16 protein-coding genes are annotated in these 17,477 nt (G+C 72.7%); 2 read left to right on the forward strand and 14 right to left on the reverse strand.

Annotation, left to right across the window (positions count from 1 at the left end; genetic code table 11):
• Nucleotides 1–2: 2 nt before the first annotated feature.
• From ACZ7MY_RS16285 to ACZ7MY_RS16325, 9 genes are all read right to left on the reverse strand, one after another.
• Entirely contained in the window at nucleotides 3–608 is a 606-nt protein-coding gene (locus ACZ7MY_RS16285) for an acetyl-CoA carboxylase biotin carboxyl carrier protein (protein ID WP_499602359.1), read from the reverse strand.
• The gene (accA, locus tag ACZ7MY_RS16290) at nucleotides 605–2,335 is read right to left on the reverse strand and encodes a carboxyltransferase subunit alpha (protein WP_499602361.1); all 1,731 of its coding nucleotides are present in this window, start codon (nucleotides 2,333–2,335) and stop codon (nucleotides 605–607) included. Before accA ends, ACZ7MY_RS16285 begins: the two co-directional genes overlap by 4 nt.
• Nucleotides 2,328–2,660, reverse strand: coding sequence for a TcmI family type II polyketide cyclase (locus tag ACZ7MY_RS16295; protein WP_499602363.1), 333 nt, complete (start codon nucleotides 2,658–2,660; stop codon nucleotides 2,328–2,330). Before ACZ7MY_RS16295 ends, accA begins: the two co-directional genes overlap by 8 nt.
• Nucleotides 2,657–3,115 carry an SRPBCC family protein gene (locus ACZ7MY_RS16300; RefSeq protein WP_499602365.1) on the reverse strand — a complete coding sequence of 153 codons (459 nt, stop codon included), beginning with the start codon at nucleotides 3,113–3,115 and terminating at the stop codon, nucleotides 2,657–2,659. The genes ACZ7MY_RS16295 and ACZ7MY_RS16300 overlap by 4 nt, the downstream gene beginning before the upstream one ends.
• A gap of 2 nt (nucleotides 3,116–3,117) precedes the next feature.
• Nucleotides 3,118–3,375, reverse strand: coding sequence for an acyl carrier protein (locus tag ACZ7MY_RS16305; RefSeq protein ID WP_499602367.1), 258 nt, complete (start codon nucleotides 3,373–3,375; stop codon nucleotides 3,118–3,120).
• A 28-nt stretch (nucleotides 3,376–3,403) separates the two neighbouring features.
• Nucleotides 3,404–4,624 (reverse strand): ketosynthase chain-length factor, encoded by a 1,221-nt coding sequence (locus tag ACZ7MY_RS16310; RefSeq protein WP_499602369.1) that lies wholly within the window; start codon nucleotides 4,622–4,624, stop codon nucleotides 3,404–3,406.
• Complete coding sequence (locus tag ACZ7MY_RS16315) at nucleotides 4,621–5,889, reverse strand: beta-ketoacyl-[acyl-carrier-protein] synthase family protein (RefSeq protein ID WP_499602370.1); 1,269 nt, start codon at nucleotides 5,887–5,889, stop codon at nucleotides 4,621–4,623. The genes ACZ7MY_RS16310 and ACZ7MY_RS16315 overlap by 4 nt, the downstream gene beginning before the upstream one ends.
• Entirely contained in the window at nucleotides 5,886–6,218 is a 333-nt protein-coding gene (locus ACZ7MY_RS16320; protein WP_499602747.1) for a cupin domain-containing protein, read from the reverse strand. The genes ACZ7MY_RS16315 and ACZ7MY_RS16320 overlap by 4 nt, the downstream gene beginning before the upstream one ends.
• Nucleotides 6,219–6,404: 186 nt before the next feature.
• Nucleotides 6,405–7,505, reverse strand: a complete 1,101-nt coding sequence (locus ACZ7MY_RS16325) for a SchA/CurD-like domain-containing protein (protein WP_499602371.1) — start codon at nucleotides 7,503–7,505, stop codon at nucleotides 6,405–6,407.
• 140 nt (nucleotides 7,506–7,645) lie between these two features.
• Here ACZ7MY_RS16325 and ACZ7MY_RS16330 point away from each other — a divergent pair, with 140 nt between their 5' ends.
• Nucleotides 7,646–9,283 carry an FAD-dependent oxidoreductase gene (locus tag ACZ7MY_RS16330; protein ID WP_499602372.1) on the forward strand — a complete coding sequence of 546 codons (1,638 nt, stop codon included), beginning with the start codon at nucleotides 7,646–7,648 and terminating at the stop codon, nucleotides 9,281–9,283.
• Between the two features lie 245 nt (nucleotides 9,284–9,528).
• Here ACZ7MY_RS16330 and ACZ7MY_RS16335 read toward each other — a convergent pair whose 3' ends face one another.
• The 5 genes from ACZ7MY_RS16335 to ACZ7MY_RS16355 all read right to left on the reverse strand — a co-directional run bounded on the left by ACZ7MY_RS16335 (nucleotide 9,529) and on the right by ACZ7MY_RS16355 (nucleotide 14,862).
• Nucleotides 9,529–10,479 carry a scabin-related ADP-ribosyltransferase gene (locus ACZ7MY_RS16335; protein ID WP_499602374.1) on the reverse strand — a complete coding sequence of 317 codons (951 nt, stop codon included), beginning with the start codon at nucleotides 10,477–10,479 and terminating at the stop codon, nucleotides 9,529–9,531.
• A gap of 289 nt (nucleotides 10,480–10,768) precedes the next feature.
• Complete coding sequence (locus ACZ7MY_RS16340; RefSeq protein WP_499602375.1) at nucleotides 10,769–11,266, reverse strand: ATP-binding protein; 498 nt, start codon at nucleotides 11,264–11,266, stop codon at nucleotides 10,769–10,771.
• A gap of 254 nt (nucleotides 11,267–11,520) precedes the next feature.
• Nucleotides 11,521–12,288, reverse strand: coding sequence for an enoyl-CoA hydratase/isomerase family protein (locus ACZ7MY_RS16345; RefSeq protein ID WP_499602377.1), 768 nt, complete (start codon nucleotides 12,286–12,288; stop codon nucleotides 11,521–11,523).
• 58 nt (nucleotides 12,289–12,346) lie between these two features.
• Nucleotides 12,347–13,525 (reverse strand): L,D-transpeptidase, encoded by a 1,179-nt coding sequence (locus ACZ7MY_RS16350; protein WP_499602749.1) that lies wholly within the window; start codon nucleotides 13,523–13,525, stop codon nucleotides 12,347–12,349.
• 200 nt (nucleotides 13,526–13,725) lie between these two features.
• Nucleotides 13,726–14,862 carry a L,D-transpeptidase gene (locus ACZ7MY_RS16355; protein WP_499602751.1) on the reverse strand — a complete coding sequence of 379 codons (1,137 nt, stop codon included), beginning with the start codon at nucleotides 14,860–14,862 and terminating at the stop codon, nucleotides 13,726–13,728.
• A gap of 262 nt (nucleotides 14,863–15,124) precedes the next feature.
• Between ACZ7MY_RS16355 and glgX the strand changes: the two genes are divergently transcribed.
• Nucleotides 15,125–17,401 (forward strand): glycogen debranching protein GlgX, encoded by a 2,277-nt coding sequence (gene glgX / locus ACZ7MY_RS16360; protein WP_499602378.1) that lies wholly within the window; start codon nucleotides 15,125–15,127, stop codon nucleotides 17,399–17,401.
• Nucleotides 17,402–17,477 lie beyond the last annotated feature (76 nt).

Consider the following 17,477-nt stretch of genomic DNA (forward strand, 5'->3'; position numbering starts at 1 on the left):
CCTCACTCCCCCACCGGTACGGGCTCCAGTGCGATCAGCGGCTGCTGGAACTCGACGGGCTGCCCGTCGGGGACGACGACCTCCACGACCCGGCCGGCCGCGTCCGCCTCGACGACGCTCATCATCTTCATGACCTCCAGGACGCCCACGGGCTGGCCGGGGCGGACGAGGTCGCCGACGGACACGCAGGGGCGCTCGCCGGGGTCGGGAGCGTGGTAGAAGGTGCCCACGGTGGGGGCGCATACGTAGTGAAGTGATGTGGAATCACGCGCTCCGTGCGCCTCTTGCGCCTCCGGTGCGCCGGCGCCCCGCGGACGTCCGGCGGCGGTCGCCGGTACCGCGGCGGCCTCGGCGGCCGGGACGGACGCCCGAGTGTGCGCGGGGTCCTGTGCCCGTGGCTCCGGCCACTCGATCTCGACCGCCGTCTGCCCGTGCCGCAGCCTGATCCGCCGCGGCGGGACCGGCATCGAGCGGGCCAGCTCGGTGGCGCTGCGGCAGACCGCCTCCAGCGCCGGGAGCGCGGCCGCCGCGCCGCCGGGTGACGATCCGTTGAGGCTCTTGCCCGAGCCCGGGGGGCGGGCCGTCCTGTCGTCGCCGTGGAGTGTCACGGTGCTGCCTCCTCCTCCAGTCGGCCGAAACGGTGGAACCGGTCGCGGCGCTCGGCCAGCAGCCGGTCGGGGGGCCGGGGACGCAGTTCGTCCAGGGCGGCCGAGAGCGCGCCGCCGACGAGGGCGGCCGCGTGGGCGTGGTCCCCGTGGGCGCCGTCGGGCGGCTCGGGGACCACGCCGTCGACGATGCCCAGCCGGAGCAGATCGCGGGCGTGCAGCCGCAGCGCGGCCGCCGCGGCAGGGGCGGCGCCGGGGTCCTTCCACAGGATCGCGGCGCAGCCCTCGGGGCTGATCACGGAGTAGATGCCGTTGGCGCTGACCAGGACCCGGTCGGCGACGGCGAACGCCAGCGCCCCGCCGCTGCCGCCCTCGCCGGTGATCACCGCGACGACCGGTACGGGCAGCCGGGCCATCAGGCGCAGGTTCTCGGCGATGGCGAGGGCCTGGCCGCCGCTCTCCGCCTCCGGGCCCGGGTCGGCACCCGGGGTGTCGATGAGGGTCACCACCGGCATGCCCAGCTTGGCGGCGGTCCGCATCAGGCGTGCCGCCTTCCGGTAGCCGGCCGGGGTGGCCATGCCGAAGTGCCGCCGCCGGCGCTCCTCCAGCCCGGGGCCGCCCTTGTGGTGGCCGATCAGCATGACGGGGCTGCCGTGCAGCAGTCCGGGCCCCCCGATGACGGCCGGGCAGTCGGCGGTCAGCCGGTCGCCGTGCAGTTCGTGGAAGTCCTGGAGCAGATGGGTCGCGTAGTCGGCGGCCGTGGGCCGCAGCGGGTGCCGGGCCAGGCGGACCGCCTCCCAGGCGTCCCGCTCGGGCAGTTCGTCCGCCGTACGGACGACGCGGACGGCCGGTCCGCACGGCACGGTCGCCGGCCGTGGCTGCTCGGCCCGGCGGCGTGCCCCCGCCCGCGGGACGCCGTCCCCGGAGCGCAGCCGCAGCAGCCGGGCCAGCGTCGGGCGGAGGGCCGCGCGGGGGACGACGTCGTCGATGAGGCCGCGCGAGAGGAGGAACTCCGCCGTCTGGAAGCCCTCGGGGAGGCGCCGGCCGGTGGTCTGCTGGATGACGCGCGGCCCGGCGAAGCCCAGCCGGGCGCCGGGCTCGGCGAGGATGACGTCGGCGAGGGTCGCGTAGGAGGCGGCGACGCCGCCGTAGGTGGGGTCGGTCACCAGGGACACCACCAGGACGCCCGCCTCGTCGAGTTCGGCGAGCGCCTGGGCGGTCCTGGCCATCTGCATCAGCGACAGGGCGCCCTCCTGCATGCGGGCGCCGCCTGAGGCGGTCACGAGCAGCAGGGGGACGCGCCGTCGCAGACTGGTCCGGGCGGCCCGGGTGATCTGCGAACCGACCCCGAGGCCGAGGCTGCCGCCGAGGAAGCGGAAGTCCATCGCGGCGACGACGACCGGCTGGTCCTCGATCGTGCCGTGCACGCAGACCACGGCCTCGTCCATCCCGGTCGCCGCCCGGGCCTCGCGCAGCCGCTCGGCGTACGGGCGGGTGTCGGTGAAGCCCAGCGGGTCGGGCTCCGCCGGCCGCTCGCCGCGCTCCGCGGCGAGCGGCTTGCGGGAGCCGGGGTCCAGCAGCTGGTCCAGACGCTGCCGGGCCGTGAGCCGGCCGTGCGCGCCGCACTCGGGGCAGACGCGCAACGTACGGGTGTAGCGCTTGCCGTAGACGAGCGCGGCACAGCGCTCGCAGCGCACCCAGTCCGGCTCGGCGGTGGCCTCGTCAGCCACTGCGCTCCCAGCGGTAGAACTCCCGGGCCATGGCGTCCTTGGGCTCGCGCCAGGTCTCGGGGTCGTACGCGGAGATGAAGGACGACAGCTGCCGGCTGATGTCCTGGAACGCCGGGTGGTCCTTGTACCTGCCGACCTCCGGGCCGGGCGGCCGGTCGGCCTCGACCAGGTGCAGGTAGACGTCGCCGAACTGGAACAGGCTGCGTCCGGTGACCCCGATCAGACCGGGCAGTTCGCCCCGGTCCGACTCGGCGAAGACCTGCGCCACCTGCTCATCGGCGCCGGGCTTCATCCTGGCCACGATCAGGCTGCGGTAGGTCTTCATGCCGCGCCGCCGTGGCGCTGCACGATCCGCTCGCGGATCAGCTCCAGTTGGATCTTGGAGTTGTCGTTGATGCGGTCGGTCATCGCCTCGTCGTCGAGGGGGGCGCCGGGCTTCATGGCGAAGTCCTGGGTCCAGCGCATCCGGGTGCCGCCGGGGACCTCCTCGTACGCCCAGTGGATGTCCATGTACTGGAAGGGGCCGGTCTCGACCCGGTGCGCGCGCACCGTGCGGGTGGCACGGTCGGCGACCCGCTCGGAGACCCAGCTCCAGACCTGGCCGTGCTCGTCGGGGTGCATGGTGAGCCGGAAGACGACCCGGTCGCCCTCGCGCTCCACGATGTCCACGGAGGCGTACTCGCTGAACAGGTCCGGCCAGCCCTCCACGTCGTTGGTGACGTCCCAGACGACGTCCATGGGGGCGGGGATGGTGATCTCGTTCTCGGTGTGGCCGGGCATGGTCAGACTCCTGCCTTGAGTGAGTTGTTGACGACGTCCATGAAGGCGCCGGGGGTCTTGCACGAGTCGGCGTCGCCGGCGATCGGGATGCCCCGGTCGTTCTCCAGGGCGCCGACGATGCCGAGCAGGCCGAGCGAGTCCAGTCCGTACTCGGCGAAAGGAGTCTCCGGGTGGCCGTCGAGGAGGCCGGCGTCGACGGTGATCCCGGCATTGGACTTCATCAGGGCGGCGAGTTCGCCGTAGGTCAGTTCCTTGCTCATGGAAGAGCTCTCCTTCACTGCGCCTGCGTCATGTCCGGACGACCAGGGCCGAGTTGGAACCCATCAGGCCGCGGCTGAGCACCAGCGCGGTCCGCAGTTCCGCCGGCCGGGGCCGGCCGGTGACCAGGTCGAGGTCGAGGCAGATGTCGGTGATGTTGGGGGTGGGGGGCACGACTCCGTGCCGCAGGGCGAACACGGCGGCGGCCACGTCGAGCACCGGGGCGCCGCAGTAGGCGCGGCCGGTGCCGGTCTTGGGAGCCGTCACGGGGATGCTGGGAGCGCGCTTGCCGAACACGTCGGCCAGCGCCTGTGCCTCGGCGCGGTCCGCCTCCGGGGTACCGAGCGCGTCGGCGAAGACGACATCGATGTCCCCCGGGGCGCACCCGGCCTCCGCGAGGGCGTCGCGGACGGCCCGGGCCAGTCCCTCCCGGGACTCCGCCCAGCGCGAGGCACCGGTGAAGGTGGCGCCGTGCCCCGCGATGACGGCCTGTACCTCGGCCCCGCGGCCGGCGGCGTGCGCCGGGTCCTCGACCACGAGCATCGCGCCGCCCTCGGCGGGGGCGAAGCCGCGGGCGTGCCGGGTGAAGGGCAGATAGGCCCGTCCGGGGTCCTCCTCCAGGCTGAGTTCTTCGTATCCGAGCTGGCAGACACCCGAGTACGGCGCCAGCGGCGCCTCGGCGGCGCCGACGACGACGGCCCGGGTGCCGTTGCCACGGGTGATGTTGCGGCAGGCGTGGGCGATGGCGTCGAGACCTCCGGCCTCGTCGCTGGCGACCACACCGCAGGGGCCCTTGAAGCCGCCGCGGATCGAGATCTGGCCGGTGCTCGCGGCGTAGAACCACGCGATGGACTGGTACGGGCCGACGAAGCGCGGCCCCTTGCCCCACAGGTGCTGCAGCTCGCGCTGCCCGAACTCGCCGCCGCCCGAACAGGCCGCGGTCACCACTCCGATGTCGAAGGGGGCCTCCTCGTCGAAGCGCAGTCCGGAGTCGGCGAGTGCCTGGTCGGCGGCCGCCATCGCGAAGTGGGTGAACCGGTCGGTCTGCACCGTGTAGCGGTCCTCGACGACCGCGGACACGTCAAAGCCGCGGACCTCTCCCGCGACGCGAAGCGGCAGGTCCCGGCAGCCCTCGCGGCTGACCGCGTCGAGGACGGCGACACCTTCCCTGGTCGCCTTCCAGAAGGCGTCGGCTCCGATGCCGTTCGGTGCGACGACGCCGATGCCGGTGACCACCGCTTGCGTGTTCATCGCTGGCTCCCCTCCGGTCGGTTGAGGACCACCGCGGACTGGAAGCCGCCGAACCCGCTGCCGACGGACAGCACGGTGCGCAGCTTCAGCTCACGGGCGGTGCGCGGGACGTAGTCCAGGTCGCACTCCGGGTCCGGGGTCTCGTAGTTGGCGGTCGGCGGCACCACGCCGTGGGCGAGGGCCAGGGTGCAGGCGGCCAGTTCGATGGCGCCGATCGCACCCAGGGAGTGGCCGACCATGGACTTGATGGAGCTCATGGGCGTGGAGTAGGCGTGCGCGCCCAGCGAGCGCTTGACCGCCGCGGTCTCGTGGCGGTCGTTCTGCTTGGTGCCCGAGCCGTGTGCGTTGACGTAGTCGACGTCGCCCGGGTCGATCCTGGCGTGGTCCAGGGCCTGGTCGATGGCCTCGGACATCTCCAGGCCGTCGGTGGTGAGCCCGGTCATGTGGTAGGCGTTGCCGAACGTGGCGTAGCCCCCGATCTCGCAGTAGATCCGGGCCCCGCGGGCCTTGGCGTGCTCCAGTTCCTCCAGGATGAGCACGGCGCCGCCCTCGCCCATGACGAAGCCGTCGCGACGGGCGTCGAAGGGCCGGGAGGCGTGCGCCGGGTCGTCGTTGTTGGGGGAGGTGGCCTTGATGGCGTCGAAGCAGGCCACCGTGATGGGTGAGATCGGGGAGTCGGACGCACCGGCGATGACGATGTCGGCGCGTCCCTCCTCGATGGTCTGGAACGCGTAGCCCACGGCGTCGAGGCCGGAGGTGCAGCCCGTGGAGACGGTCTGCACGGGGCCGCGGGCGCCGTGCCGTTCGGCTATCTCCGAGGCGAGCGCGCTGGGCGCGAACGCCCGGTGCAGGTGCGCCCCCGCCTGCCGGTGGTCGACGTCCCAGCGGGCGCCGTGTTCGCTGACTCGTATGTAGTCGTGTTCCAGCCGGGTGGTGCCTCCGACGGCGGTGCCGAGGGAGACCCCGACCCGCCAGGGGTCCTCCTCGTCCAGTTCCAGCCCGGCGTCGCGGACCGCCTCGGCGGCCGCGACGAGCGCGAACTGGACGTACCGGTCGGCGCGTTCCACGTCCTGCGGGCCGAGCCCGCAGGCCGCCGCGTCGAAGTCGACCTCTGCGGCGATGCGGGACCGGAAGCCCGTCGGGTCGAAGAGCGTGATCCCGCGGGTCGCCGTCCGGCCGGCGGTGAGCAGTTCCCAGAAAGCGGGGACCCCGACACCGCCGGGGGCGACGACACCGGCCCCGGTGACCGCCACCCGGCGGGTCATGACGCCGCGTCCTCGGTCTGCTCGGTGACCTCGGTGTCCACGTGGCCCAGCTCCGGGCGGGGCGCGAGCGGACCGAGGTGGAAGACGAGCCGGGCCTCGGTGTCGCCCACGTTGCGGAAGCGGTGGCGGACGTAGGGCGGGATCATCAGCCCCTGCTCCGGGCGGAGCACGTGGGGCTCGCCGTCGAGGTCCACCTCCAGCGCGCCGCAGACCACGTACACGAACTCCTCGGAGTACGGGTGGTAGTGCTCGCCGATCCGGTCACCGGGTTCCACGAGCGCCACGCCCATGAAGCCGCTGGTGGCGCCGCACGTGGTCGGGGTGAGCATCGCCCGCAGGTCGCCGCCGCGGCGGCGGTTGTGCGGGGTGTCCGCCAGGTTCACGACGGTCGGCGTGAACGGGACGTTCCGTTCGTTGGTCAGAAGATCATCCATAGCTTGCCTCCTCCGGCGGGGGCCGGTCCGGGGCGCACCCCGGACCGGCCGGTACCTGCCGGCTGCCAATGGCTCGACGGGTCAGGACGTGGTCGCGCTGCGGTCGGTGACCATGCGCATGTCGCACTCGACGAGGAACCGCTTCAGGCCCTGCTCGTCCCCGAGGTCCCAGTCGGGACCGAGGTCGAGCAGCCGGGCGAGGACGCCGGCCTTGTGCTTGCCGGCGGCGCCCACGGCGACCAGCGGCGCCTCCTCGACGGGGACCCGCAGGTCCACCAGCCGCACCACGATGTCCTCGCGGAGGTAGACGGTGCTGCGCGCGAGCGGCCCCTTGGGGACGTCCACGGCCTCCTCGTCCTGCTGGGCGAGCATCTTGGCGACCGCCGGGCCGGAACCCGCCTTGGCCGGGTAGATCAGGGCGTGCCGGCTCAGGCCCTCCGGCCGGTCGGCGCCCATGGCGACGTGGTGCACGGCCGGGAGCGCGGCGCGGGCGAAGAACTCCCGTGCCGAGCCCGGGTCGTTGAGGTCCCGGTCCACCTCCAGGTAGGGGTTGATGGCTTCCTCGACCGCCCGTACCTCGGGCTGGCGGGCGACGTGGCGCAGTGCCCTGGCCAGGTCCCCCTCCACCTCCACGGCGCGCACGACACGGTTGCCGTGCATGAACAGCGAGGTGCGGCGCAGCCGCGTGTTCTCGTCGACCACGGCCTGCGGCGAGGTGTAGCCGGACAGGATGTCCGCCACCTTCTGCTCGCTGCCGGGCTTCACGGTGAAGGTGATGGCGTGGCGGATGATCCCGTCCCCGACCCGCGGCACGGTCTGCATGCGACCGGACTCGTAGGAGGTACGGGTCTCCCGCAGCACCCCGAAGCGGAGCGAGCGGGTGTCCTTCACGCAGCCGTGCATCGGCTGCACCATCTCCAGATGGGTCGGGCTGTCCACCCAGGCGAGGAAGTGCAGGGCACTGTCCCACTCACTGGTGATCAGCCATTGCGAGGGATTTTCGATCGACTGGCAAAGCTGGTCGCTGACGTGTCCGGGCACGGCAGCGACACGGCGGCACATCTGGTCATACGCATCAAGAAACCGCTGCTCGGCGCCGTCCTCGACTTCAAGCATGAGGACGACGCGCAGGCGATTGCCATCGAGCGCGGACTGCGAGACCTTTTCGGCCTGGGCCGGCATATTCCACCTCTTCCGAGAGCGAGCAACCCCCGAGGTCCGTCGTCCAACGATCGTGCTGTGGTGGCCCAACCGGTGCGAGATATGTGATCCAATTGGGTGACGGGCGAAAATACCCCCGGTAATCGGGCATCAAGGGAGCTATGACTCCACAGGCCGAAGACCGGGTTCCGGTCCTCATCGTGGGGGGCTCCCTCGTCGGGCTCTCCAGCTCGGTTTTCCTGGGCCGGCTCGGCGTCCGGCACGTCCTCGTCGAGAAGCACCCGGGTACCTCCATCCACCCCCGTGGCCGCGGCAACAACCTGCGGACCATGGAGCTGTTCCGTACGGCCGGGGCGGAGCCGCTGATCCGGCGGGCCGCCTCCGTACTCGCCGACAACCACGGCATCCTGCAGGCCGAATCGCTGACCTCGGACAACGCGGAGTGGCTGTTCCGGGAGATCGACCCGGGCGGGCGGCTGTCCGGGATCAGCCCCAGCGGCTGGTGCCTGTGCAGCCAGAACGACCTGGAGCCGGTGCTCCTGGACTACGCCCGCACGCTCGGCGGCGACCTGCGCTTCAGCACCGAGTTGCTGTCGTTCACCCAGGACGACGACGGCGTCACCTGCGAGCTGATGGACCGGGAGACCGGCGAACGAAGCACCGTCAGGACCGACTACCTGGTCGCGGCCGACGGCCCGCGCAGCCCCGTGCGGGGCGCCCTGGGCATCGGGCACTCCGGCCGCGGCGACCTCTTCGCCAACATCAGCGCCACCTTCCGCGCCAAGCGGCTGGCCGACGCGGTGGGCGACCGCTACTTCATCGCGTGCTACCTGACCAATCCGGACGCCGACGGTGTGCTGCTGCCCGTCGACAACGAGGAGAACTGGGTCTTCCACGCGCCCTGGCACCCCGAGCGCGGCGAGACCCCGGAGGACTTCACCGACCAGCGGCTGGCCGCCCACATCCGCACCGCGGTCGGCGTGCCGGACCTGGAGGTCGAGATCACCGGCCGGGCCCCCTGGCGGGCCGCGGAGCGGGTCGCGGACTCCTACGGGCGCGGGCGGGTGCTGCTGGCCGGCGACTCGTGCCACGAGATGTCCCCCACCGGCGCCTTCGGCTCCAACACCGGTATCCAGGACGCCCACAACCTGGCGTGGAAGCTCGCCGCGGTGACCGGCGGCTGGGCCGGGCCGGGGCTGCTGGAGACGTACGAGGCGGAGCGCCGCCCGGTCGCCGTGGCCACCGGCGAGCGGGCCTCCGCCCGTTCCGCCGAGCACGCCCACCCGGGCTACGCGCCGCCGGCCGGCGGCGGCCCCCAGAAGGGCGTGCTGGTGGTCGCGCTGGGCTACCGCTACCCGGAGGGCGCCTTCCTCGGCGCGGACCCCGGACGGCCCGTCGTCCCCGAGGACTTCCGGCCGGTCGCCGAGCCCGGCGGCCGTTCGCCGCACGTGTGGGTGACCACCCGGGAGGGCGAGCGCCGCTCCACGCTGGACCTGTACGAGCGCTCCATGGTGCTGCTCACCGGCGACGGGCCGAAAGGCACGGCCTGGCAGGACGCGGCCCGCGCGGTCGCGGAGCGCCTCGGGGTGCCGCTGGAGTCGTACCGGCTCGGCGAGTCCACGCAGGCCGACCTGGTGCCCGAGGCGGGCACGGACTGGACGGCGGTGCACGGCATGACGCCGAGCGGCGCGATCCTGGTCCGCCCGGACGGTTTCGTGGCATGGCGGAGCCGTGACGCCGTGGAGGACCCCGCGGCGACGCTGACCGAGGTGCTCACCACGGTGCTGCGGCTCGGCTGAGGGCCGCGCCGCCGCACAGGACGAACGGCGGTCACCACGCTCCCCGGAGCGCTGGTGGCCGCCGTCGGCTTTCACGGGCACCCCCGCTCCCCGGGCACCCCCGCGACCGGGCCGGCCCCTTGGGGCAGGGGCCGGGGCCGGGGCCGGGACAGAACGACCCGCGAGGACAACGGCCTTGGCCCCGGGTGCGGTGACCGGCCGGAACCGGTCGCCGCACCCGGGGCGAAGGAGGCGCCGCAAGCGGGTCAGCCCACCGGGCCGCCCCCGCCCCCGCCTCCGCCCTCCGCCGGGGTCCGGGGCGCCCCCTGCTGGGCGGCCGGAGGCATGCCCTGCTGGACGGCGGGCGGTGCCGCGGGCCGGCCGGCCGGTGACGTACCCGGCCGGGCAGCCGGCGGCGCGGACGGCCGTGCGGCCGGTGGAGTGCCCTGCTGGACGGCCGGCGGCGCGGACGGACGGCCGCCCGGTTGCGTACCCGGCCGCGCGGCCGGGGGCGCGGACGGCTGCGCGGCGGGCGGCCGTGCGGCGGGTGGCTGGGCGGGCGGTGCGGCGGGCTCCTTGACGCCCGTCCAGTCGGGGGCGGGCCAGCCGCGCCACGGCGAGTACGCCGGGTTGGGCACGCACCGGGCCGTGAGTTCGGCCTTGGTGGCCTTGTCCACCGGGCAGGCCTTCACGATGAACTGCCGGGCGACACCCCCGGGGAAGACCACGCCCGTGCGCGCCGAACGCAGTTCCCGGGTGCCGAGGGTCTCGTCGAGCTCGATGCCTCCGGGGGCGTCGATGTAGTAGTGGTAGGCGGTCGTGTGCTGTGCGAGGGTCGAACGGTCGTAGGTGGTGGCCACGAACGGCGAGGGCTGCTCCCGCCGGGCGTAGGCCTGCAGGTCGTACTCACCGTCGCCCACGTCCTCGGGGCGGAACCCGTCCTTGAACACGGACTCCGGCGGGCGGTCGTCGCCTCGGAAGAGGGCGTTGCAGTTGGAGCGCCAGGCCGGTTCGTCGGGCCTGATCCGGTCGAGGTCCACTCCGGGGTCCGCGGCGGCGTAGAGCCGGTCGGGGACGACGGGGCACCATTCGGGGACGGCCGGGTCGCGTGGAAGACCCGGGTCGACGGCCGCGGCGGCCGTGCAGACGGGGAGTGCGAGCACCCCCAGCGGAAGGGCGGCGGCGCAGAGCCGGCGCAGCATGCGCAGTGCGATCATATGCCCACGATCACCCCCATATCGCCCGGTCGCCGGAATGGTCACCCTTGTCGGCGTGTCCCGCCGGAAAGCGAAAGAGGCCCCTGCGCGTCCTTGTGCGACGCTGCTGGGGCCTCTCGATTCGCCGTGGAGCCAGGGGGTGTGATCCACGACGCCTTGGGACGGCCGAGCCCGGGTCATGGGGGCCGTTGCTTCACAACTATACGAGACATCGCAGCCGAAACCTCACGATGTGGGAGTGAGGTGGGACACTGACCTTGCAAACGCAGGTTAGCTGTTCATTTGCCGTTCAGCGGTCCATGACCCGCATTTCGAACCAGGTGGTCTTTCCGCGCGGAAGCAGATCGACGCCCCAGCGGTCGGCGAGCTTGTCGACCAGGAAGAGCCCCCGCCCGCTCACGTCCATCTCGCGGACCGGCATCAGGCAGGGCAGCGCCCGGGAGGGGTCGCGCACCTCCACCCGGATCCAGCCGCGGCGGCGCAGCATGCGCAGACCGAACGTGCGGGCCCCCGTGTGACGCACGGCATTGCCCACGAGTTCGGAGACGAGTAACTCCACGACGTCGTCGAACTGGGGCAGGCCCCACAGCCGCAGCACCGACCGGGCGAGCCGGCGCGCCGTGGCCGCGGACTCCGGGCGCGAGGAGAGCCGCACCTCGTCCACGGAGGGATTCCCCAACAGATCGAGGGACGTCGCCGCCAGATCGTCGACCGCCGTGGGCGGCCACCCCGCCGCCGGGATCGTCACCCGTTGCGGCTGCTCAGATGCTCCCTGCTGCCCCGCCATGCTCTCATGATGGCCGTACGCGACGGGGGTTCGGGGCGGATCGGGGGAATTGACGGGGCGGAACGCGTCATTCCGAGTTGCCGCACCGGCATATGTCAAGGGCAATGATGGATCTCACACGACCCCTCCCACCTGCACGAAGAGGGCGTCGGAGAGGAACGGCCGGTGAATTCGGCGCAGGTCGCCTTAAGGTCCTCTTAAGGTCGGCTTAAGGCGACCCGACGGGTGCCGGCTGTCACTCAACCGGGTTGGATCTAGCGGAACTTCGCCTTGCCGGGACCCTCCTCGACGAAGCTGCGCATGCCCGTCGTACGGTCCTCGGTGGCGAACAGCCCTGCGAACAGGTTCCGTTCGATGGTCAGGCCGGTCTCCAGATCGGTCTCCAGACCGGCGTCCACCGCCTCCTTGGCGGCGCGCAGCGCCAGGGCCGGCCCGCGGGCCAGCCGCTCGGCCCAGGCGCGGGCCGCCGCGTACACCTCCGCGGCCGGGACCACCTTGTCCACCAGGCCGATGGTGAGCGCCTCGTCGGCCTTGACCATGCGGCCGGTGAAGATGAGGTCCTTCGCCTTGGCGGGGCCCACCAGGCGCGACAGCCGCTGCGTGCCGCCCGCGCCGGGGATGAGGCCGAGCAGGATCTCGGGCTGGCCGAGCCTGGCGTCCTCCGCGGCGATCCGGATGTCGGCGCAGAGCGCGAGTTCGCAGCCGCCGCCGAGGGCGTAACCGGTCACGGCGGCCACCACCGGCTTGGGGATCCGGGCGACCGCCGTGAAGGAGTCCTGCAGTGCGCGGGCCCGCACGGCCATGGCCTCGTAGTCCATGACCTGCATCTCCTTGATGTCCGCGCCCGCTGCGAACACCTTCTCGCCGCCCCAGATCACGACGGCCCGTACGTCCTCGCGCCGGGACGCCTCCTCCGCCACCTCGCGGAGCCGGTCCTGGGTCGCGACGTCCAGGGCGTTCATCGGGGGGCGGTCCAGGCGGATGGTGCCGACACCCTCGTCGACCTCGAGATTAACTGTCATGGCCGACGAGGGTATCCGTGAACGCCCGTTTACGCTGCGACGTGCCTCACGGGGCGCGTCAGGAGGCGGGGGTCCACTCGCTCCACGGCAGGTTCCAGCCGTTGAGCCCGTTCCACCACTGCACCGTCTTGTCGTGGGAGTTCTTCACCTCGACGACGTCACCGATCATCGAGTTGTTGTAGAACCACGAGGACGGGGTGTTGCCGTTGCCGCCGCGCACGTCCCGCAGGCCCACGCAGCCGTGGCTGACGTTGGCGTTGCCGAACGTACCGGGCGAGGCCCAGTAGTTGCCGTGGATGAAGGTGCCGGAGGTCGTCAGCCGCTGGGCGTTGGGCACGTCCTTGATGTCGTACTCGCCGCCGAAGCCGACGGTGTCGCCGTTCATGCGGGTCACCTTGTACCGCTCGGTGATGACCATCTTGCCGTTGTAGGTCGTGGTGCCGGGGCCGCCCGAGGTGATCGGGACCGTCTTCAGCAGGCTGCCGTCGCGGTAGACCTTCATCGTGTGCTTCGCGGCGTCCACGATGCTGACCTGGCTGCGGCCGATGGTGTAGTGCACGTCCTTGGACTGGGTGCCGTAGACGCCCTTGGCGGCCTCGACGCCGTTGAGCCGCAGCGAGAGGGTGATCTTGGTGCCCTTGGCCCAGTACTTCTCGGGACGGAAGTCGACGCGCTGGTCGCCGTACCAGTGGCCGACGACGGGCACCGAGGGGCTCGCGGTCACCTTGATCGCGTCCTGGACCGCCTTCTTGTCGGTGATCGCCCGGTTGAACTTGAGCGAGACCGGCATGCCGACGCCGACCGTCTGGCCGTCCTCGGGGGTGAAGAAACCGATGAAGGTGTCCTTCGGGGTGACCGTGGTGAAGCTCGCGTGCTTCGCCGACTCACGGCCCGCGCCGTCCTTGGCTATCGCGTCCACCGAGTACTCGGTGGAGGCGCCCAGCGTCTCCGTCGGCTCCCAACTGCCGCCGTCGGCGGATATCTTGCCCTCGACCGGGTCGCCCTTGCCGCTCTTCACCACGACCGAGGTCAGCTTGCCCTTGCCGGCGGTGACCTTCAGGTCCCCCGTCGTGGCAACCTCGTCGGCGCCGTCCTCCGGCGCGATGGTGACGACGGCCTGCGACTCGGTCGTGTCGCCCTTGCCGCCCTGTGAGGCCGAGGCACCGGGTTTGGCCTTGTCGCCGCCCTTGCTGTCGCCGTTGGCACTGCCCCCGCACGCACTGACCAGGAGCAGCATCGCCCCCACCGCCAGGGCCAAGGTGGTCCGCCTCGCGCCCGGCGCGCCCTGTATCGCCTTCAACTGTCGTCTCCCCAAAACCGGCCCGTGGCCCGCTGCCCACGTGTGAGTCCCCCTCACCTTGCGCTAGCGAACCACACGGAACCGGTGTTGGGGATCCCGGTTTTGTCACCGTTCCGTCCCAGTCGACGGTACGGGTCTCAGGCGCCGGCCGCCCACTGCTCCCAGGACATGTTCCAGCCCCCCAGGCCGTTGTCCGGGGAGACGGTGCGGTCGTGGGAGTTGACCACGGTGACGAGGTCGCCGACGAGCGAGTGCGCGAAGAACCAGCCCGCCGGGGTGGCGGTGCCGCCGCCCTTCACGTCGTAGAGGCCGACGCAGCCGTGGCTGGTGTTGGCCGCGCCGAAGGTGCCGGGTGCGGCCCAGTAACTGCCGTGCACGAAGGTGCCGGAGCGGGTGAGCCGCATGGCGTGCGGGACGTCCGGGATGTCGTACTCGCCGCCGAAGCCGACGGTGTCCCCGTTCATCCGGGTCAGCCGGAGCTTCTCGGAGATCACCATCGCGCCGTTGTACGTCGGGTTGGACGGGGCGCCCGCCGAGATCGGCAGGACGCGCGTGACCTGCCCGCCGCGGCTCACCGTCAGGGTGTGCGCGGCGGCGTCCACGGTGCTGGTCTGGTCCCGGCCGATATCGAAGGTCACGTCCTTGGACTGCACCCCGTAGACACCGGGGGCGGTCTCGATGTCGCGCAGCCGCAGCGAGAGCGTCACCTTCGTACCGGGCACCCAGCGCTCGCGGGGACGGAAGTCGAGGCGGCGGTCGCCGAACCAGTGGGGGGCGACCTCCACCGCGGGCGAGGAGGTGACGCCGACGGCGCGCTCGACGGCCTCACGGTCGGCGACCGGCCGGTTGAAGTCCAGGGAGACGATCATGCCGGTGCCGACGGTCTGGCCGTCCTCGGGGGTGAAGTAGCCGATGAGGGTGTTCTTGGGGACGAGGGTGGTGAACACCGCGTGCTTGGCGGCGCGCCGGCCGCCCGTGTCCTCGGCGACGGCGTCCACCGTGTACTTCTCCGAGAGCGACAGCCGGGACCTGGCGTGCCAGCGCGACCGGTCGGCGGTGAACACGCCCTCGACCACCTCCCCGTCCCCGTCCTCGACGTTGACGGAGGTGAGCCGGCCGTCCTCGGCCTCGACCGTGAGCGGGTCGTCCGCCTTCACGTCCTCGGCCCCGTCCACCGGGGTGATCCTGATCCTCGCCTCGGACACCTTCGGGGTGTCGTCGGCCGGCGCCCCGCTGTCCGCGGGCCCGAACCCCAGCCCGCACGCCGTCAGCATCCCCGTCAGCCACATGGCGGTGGCAAGCCCCGCCCCCGCGCGCAGAGCGCGCCGCACCGCAGTCGTCACGCTCGGTCAACGACCGGACGGCCCCGGGGAAACGTCTGCGATGCGTCCGATCGATCACGCGTGTGACGCCGCAGGGTGAACGGGAAGGTAAAGCGGGAGGGCGCGACGCGCGCGCGGAGGGACACCGCGCCGCGCACGGGCACGGCCGGCGCCGGCCGGGTCCGGCGTCCCCCGAGCCGCAGGAGGCGAGCACGTGTCGGAGACGCGCGAGGACGAATCGGTCGACCGGGCCGGACAGCTGCGCCCGAACGGCCACCGGACCGCCCCCGTGGCCGTGCCGCTGCCGCGCCCGGAGACCGCCCCTGCGGTGCCCGGGCCCGCCGGGGACGCCGTGGTGTGGCCGGGCAGCCCGCAGCCGCTGGGGGCCCGCCTCCACACCGGCCCGGACGGGCGCCCGGGCACGAACTTCGCCCTGTGGGCGGGCGGCGCCGAGGCGGTGGAGCTGTGCCTGTTCGACGACGAGGGGACCGAGACCCGGGTCCCGCTGACCGAGCTGACCCACGAGATCTGGCACGGCTTCGTGCCGGGGGTGCTGCCCGGCCACCGCTACGGCTACCGGGTGGGCGGCCGCTGGGACCCGTGGACCGGTGCCCGCTGGAACCCGGCCAAACTGCTGCTGGACCCGTACGCGCGGGCGGTCGACGGCGACTTCACGCTGCCCCCCGAGGTGTACGCCCACGTCCGCGACTGGCCGGAGCAGGCGGTCGCCGACACCGTCCGGGACAACCGCGACTCGGCCCCGTACGTGCCCAAGGGCGTCGTGGTGGACGACGACGACCCCTGGACGGACGACCGCCGGCCCAAGACGCCCTGGGCCGACTCCATCATCTACGAACTGCACGTGCGCGGCTTCACCATGCGCCACCCGGGCATCCCGCCCGAACTGCGCGGCACCTACGCCGGGCTGGCCCACCCGGCGGCGATCGAGTACCTCACCGGCCTCGGCGTGACGGCGGTCGAGCTCCTGCCGGTGCACCAGTTCGCGCACGAGGACCACCTGCTCCGCCGGGGCCTGCGCAACTACTGGGGCTACAACTCGATCGGCTACTTCGCCCCGCACGCCGGCTACGCCGCCACCGGCACCCGCGGGCAGCAGGTGGGCGAGTTCAAGCGCATGGTGCGCGCCCTGCACGACGCGGGGCTGGAGGTGATCCTGGACGTCGTCTACAACCACACCGCCGAGGGCAGCGAGTTCGGGCCCACCCTCTCCCTGCGCGGCATCGACAACCGCGGCTACTACCGGCTGGCGGGCGACGCGCGCCGCTACGCGGACTACACCGGCTGCGGCAACACCCTCCACGTCGTCCAGCCCCAGGTGCTGCGGCTGATCACCGACTCCCTGCGCTACTGGGTGACCGAGATGGGCGTCGACGGCTTCCGCTTCGACCTCGCCGCGGCGCTCGCCCGGTCGATGCACGACGTCGACATGCTCTCCCCCTTCCTCGCCGTCATCGCCCAGGACCCCGTGCTGCGCCGGGTCAAGCTCATCGCCGAGCCCTGGGACGTCGGCTCCGGCGGCTACCAGGTCGGGGCCTTCCCGCCGCTGTGGACGGAGTGGAACGACCGCTACCGCGACACCGTCCGGGACTTCTGGCGCGGCAGCCGGCACGACGTGCGCGACCTGGGGTACCGGCTGTCCGGCTCCAGCGACCTGTACGCGTGGGGCGGTCGCCGGCCGTACGCCTCGGTCAACTTCATCACCGCGCACGACGGCTTCACCCTGCGTGACCTGGTGAGCTACGAGCGCAAGCACAACGAGGCCAACGGCGAGGACAACCGCGACGGCACCGACGACAACCGGGCCTGGAACTGCGGCCACGAGGGCGAGAGCGACGACCCGGCCGTGGGCGAGCTGCGCCGCCGCCAGCTGCGCAACATGCTCTCGACCCTGCTGCTGTCGACCGGCGTGCCGATGCTGGTGGCCGGCGACGAGGCGGGCCGCACCCAGGGCGGCAACAACAACGCGTACTGCCAGGACAACGAGATCAGCTGGCTGGACTGGTCGCTGCCGGAGGAGCCTGCCTGGGCCTCGCTGCGCGAACTGACCGCCCGGCTGATCGCGCTGCGCCGGGCGCACCCCGTGCTGCGCCGGCGGGCCTTCTTCTCCGGCCGGCCGCAGTCCGCCGAGGGGCTGCGGGACCTGGCCTGGTTCACCGCGCAGGGGCGGGAGATGACCGACGCCGACTGGTACGGCCCCACGTCCACGCTCGGGATGTACCTGTCGGGCGCCGACATCCCGCACCGCGACGCGCGCGGCCGCCCGGTCACCGACGACAGCTTCCTGGCGGTCTTCCACGCCTCGCACCGCCCGGTCCGCTTCACCCTGCCGGGCGGGCCGTGGGCCCGGGAGTACGAGTTGCTGCTCGACACCTCGCGGGAGGACCAGGCCGAACCGCCGGGGAGCCGGCACCGCGGCGGGCGGGCGCTGACCGTGCCGGGGAGGACGGTGCTGCTGCTGCGCGCCGTCTGAGGGACGAGACGCGGCGGCAAAGGTGTGGACTCGGCCGATTGGTCCAGTCCACACTCGTCGTCCGTGACCTCCGCGA

It is taken from the genome of Streptomyces sp. NPDC111520, assembly GCF_055635295.1.

Coding starts and splice junctions, on each gene's coding strand:
- ACZ7MY_RS16295 (WP_499602363.1), bottom strand. CDS start 2,660: ATGAAGACCTACCGCAGCCTGATCGTGGCCAGGATGAAGCCCGGCGCC.
- ACZ7MY_RS16300 (WP_499602365.1), bottom strand. CDS start 3,115: ATGCCCGGCCACACCGAGAACGAGATCACCATCCCCGCCCCCATGGAC.
- ACZ7MY_RS16305 (WP_499602367.1), bottom strand. CDS start 3,375: ATGAGCAAGGAACTGACCTACGGCGAACTCGCCGCCCTGATGAAGTCC.
- ACZ7MY_RS16310 (WP_499602369.1), bottom strand. CDS start 4,624: ATGAACACGCAAGCGGTGGTCACCGGCATCGGCGTCGTCGCACCGAAC.
- ACZ7MY_RS16315 (WP_499602370.1), bottom strand. CDS start 5,889: ATGACCCGCCGGGTGGCGGTCACCGGGGCCGGTGTCGTCGCCCCCGGC.
- ACZ7MY_RS16320 (WP_499602747.1), bottom strand. CDS start 6,218: ATGCTCACCCCGACCACGTGCGGCGCCACCAGCGGCTTCATGGGCGTG.
- ACZ7MY_RS16325 (WP_499602371.1), bottom strand. CDS start 7,505: ATGCCGGCCCAGGCCGAAAAGGTCTCGCAGTCCGCGCTCGATGGCAAT.
- ACZ7MY_RS16330 (WP_499602372.1), top strand. CDS start 7,646: ATGACTCCACAGGCCGAAGACCGGGTTCCGGTCCTCATCGTGGGGGGC.
- ACZ7MY_RS16335 (WP_499602374.1), bottom strand. CDS start 10,479: ATGATCGCACTGCGCATGCTGCGCCGGCTCTGCGCCGCCGCCCTTCCG.
- ACZ7MY_RS16340 (WP_499602375.1), bottom strand. CDS start 11,266: ATGGCGGGGCAGCAGGGAGCATCTGAGCAGCCGCAACGGGTGACGATC.
- ACZ7MY_RS16345 (WP_499602377.1), bottom strand. CDS start 12,288: ATGACAGTTAATCTCGAGGTCGACGAGGGTGTCGGCACCATCCGCCTG.
- ACZ7MY_RS16350 (WP_499602749.1), bottom strand. CDS start 13,525: ATGCTGCTCCTGGTCAGTGCGTGCGGGGGCAGTGCCAACGGCGACAGC.
- ACZ7MY_RS16355 (WP_499602751.1), bottom strand. CDS start 14,862: ATGCTGACGGCGTGCGGGCTGGGGTTCGGGCCCGCGGACAGCGGGGCG.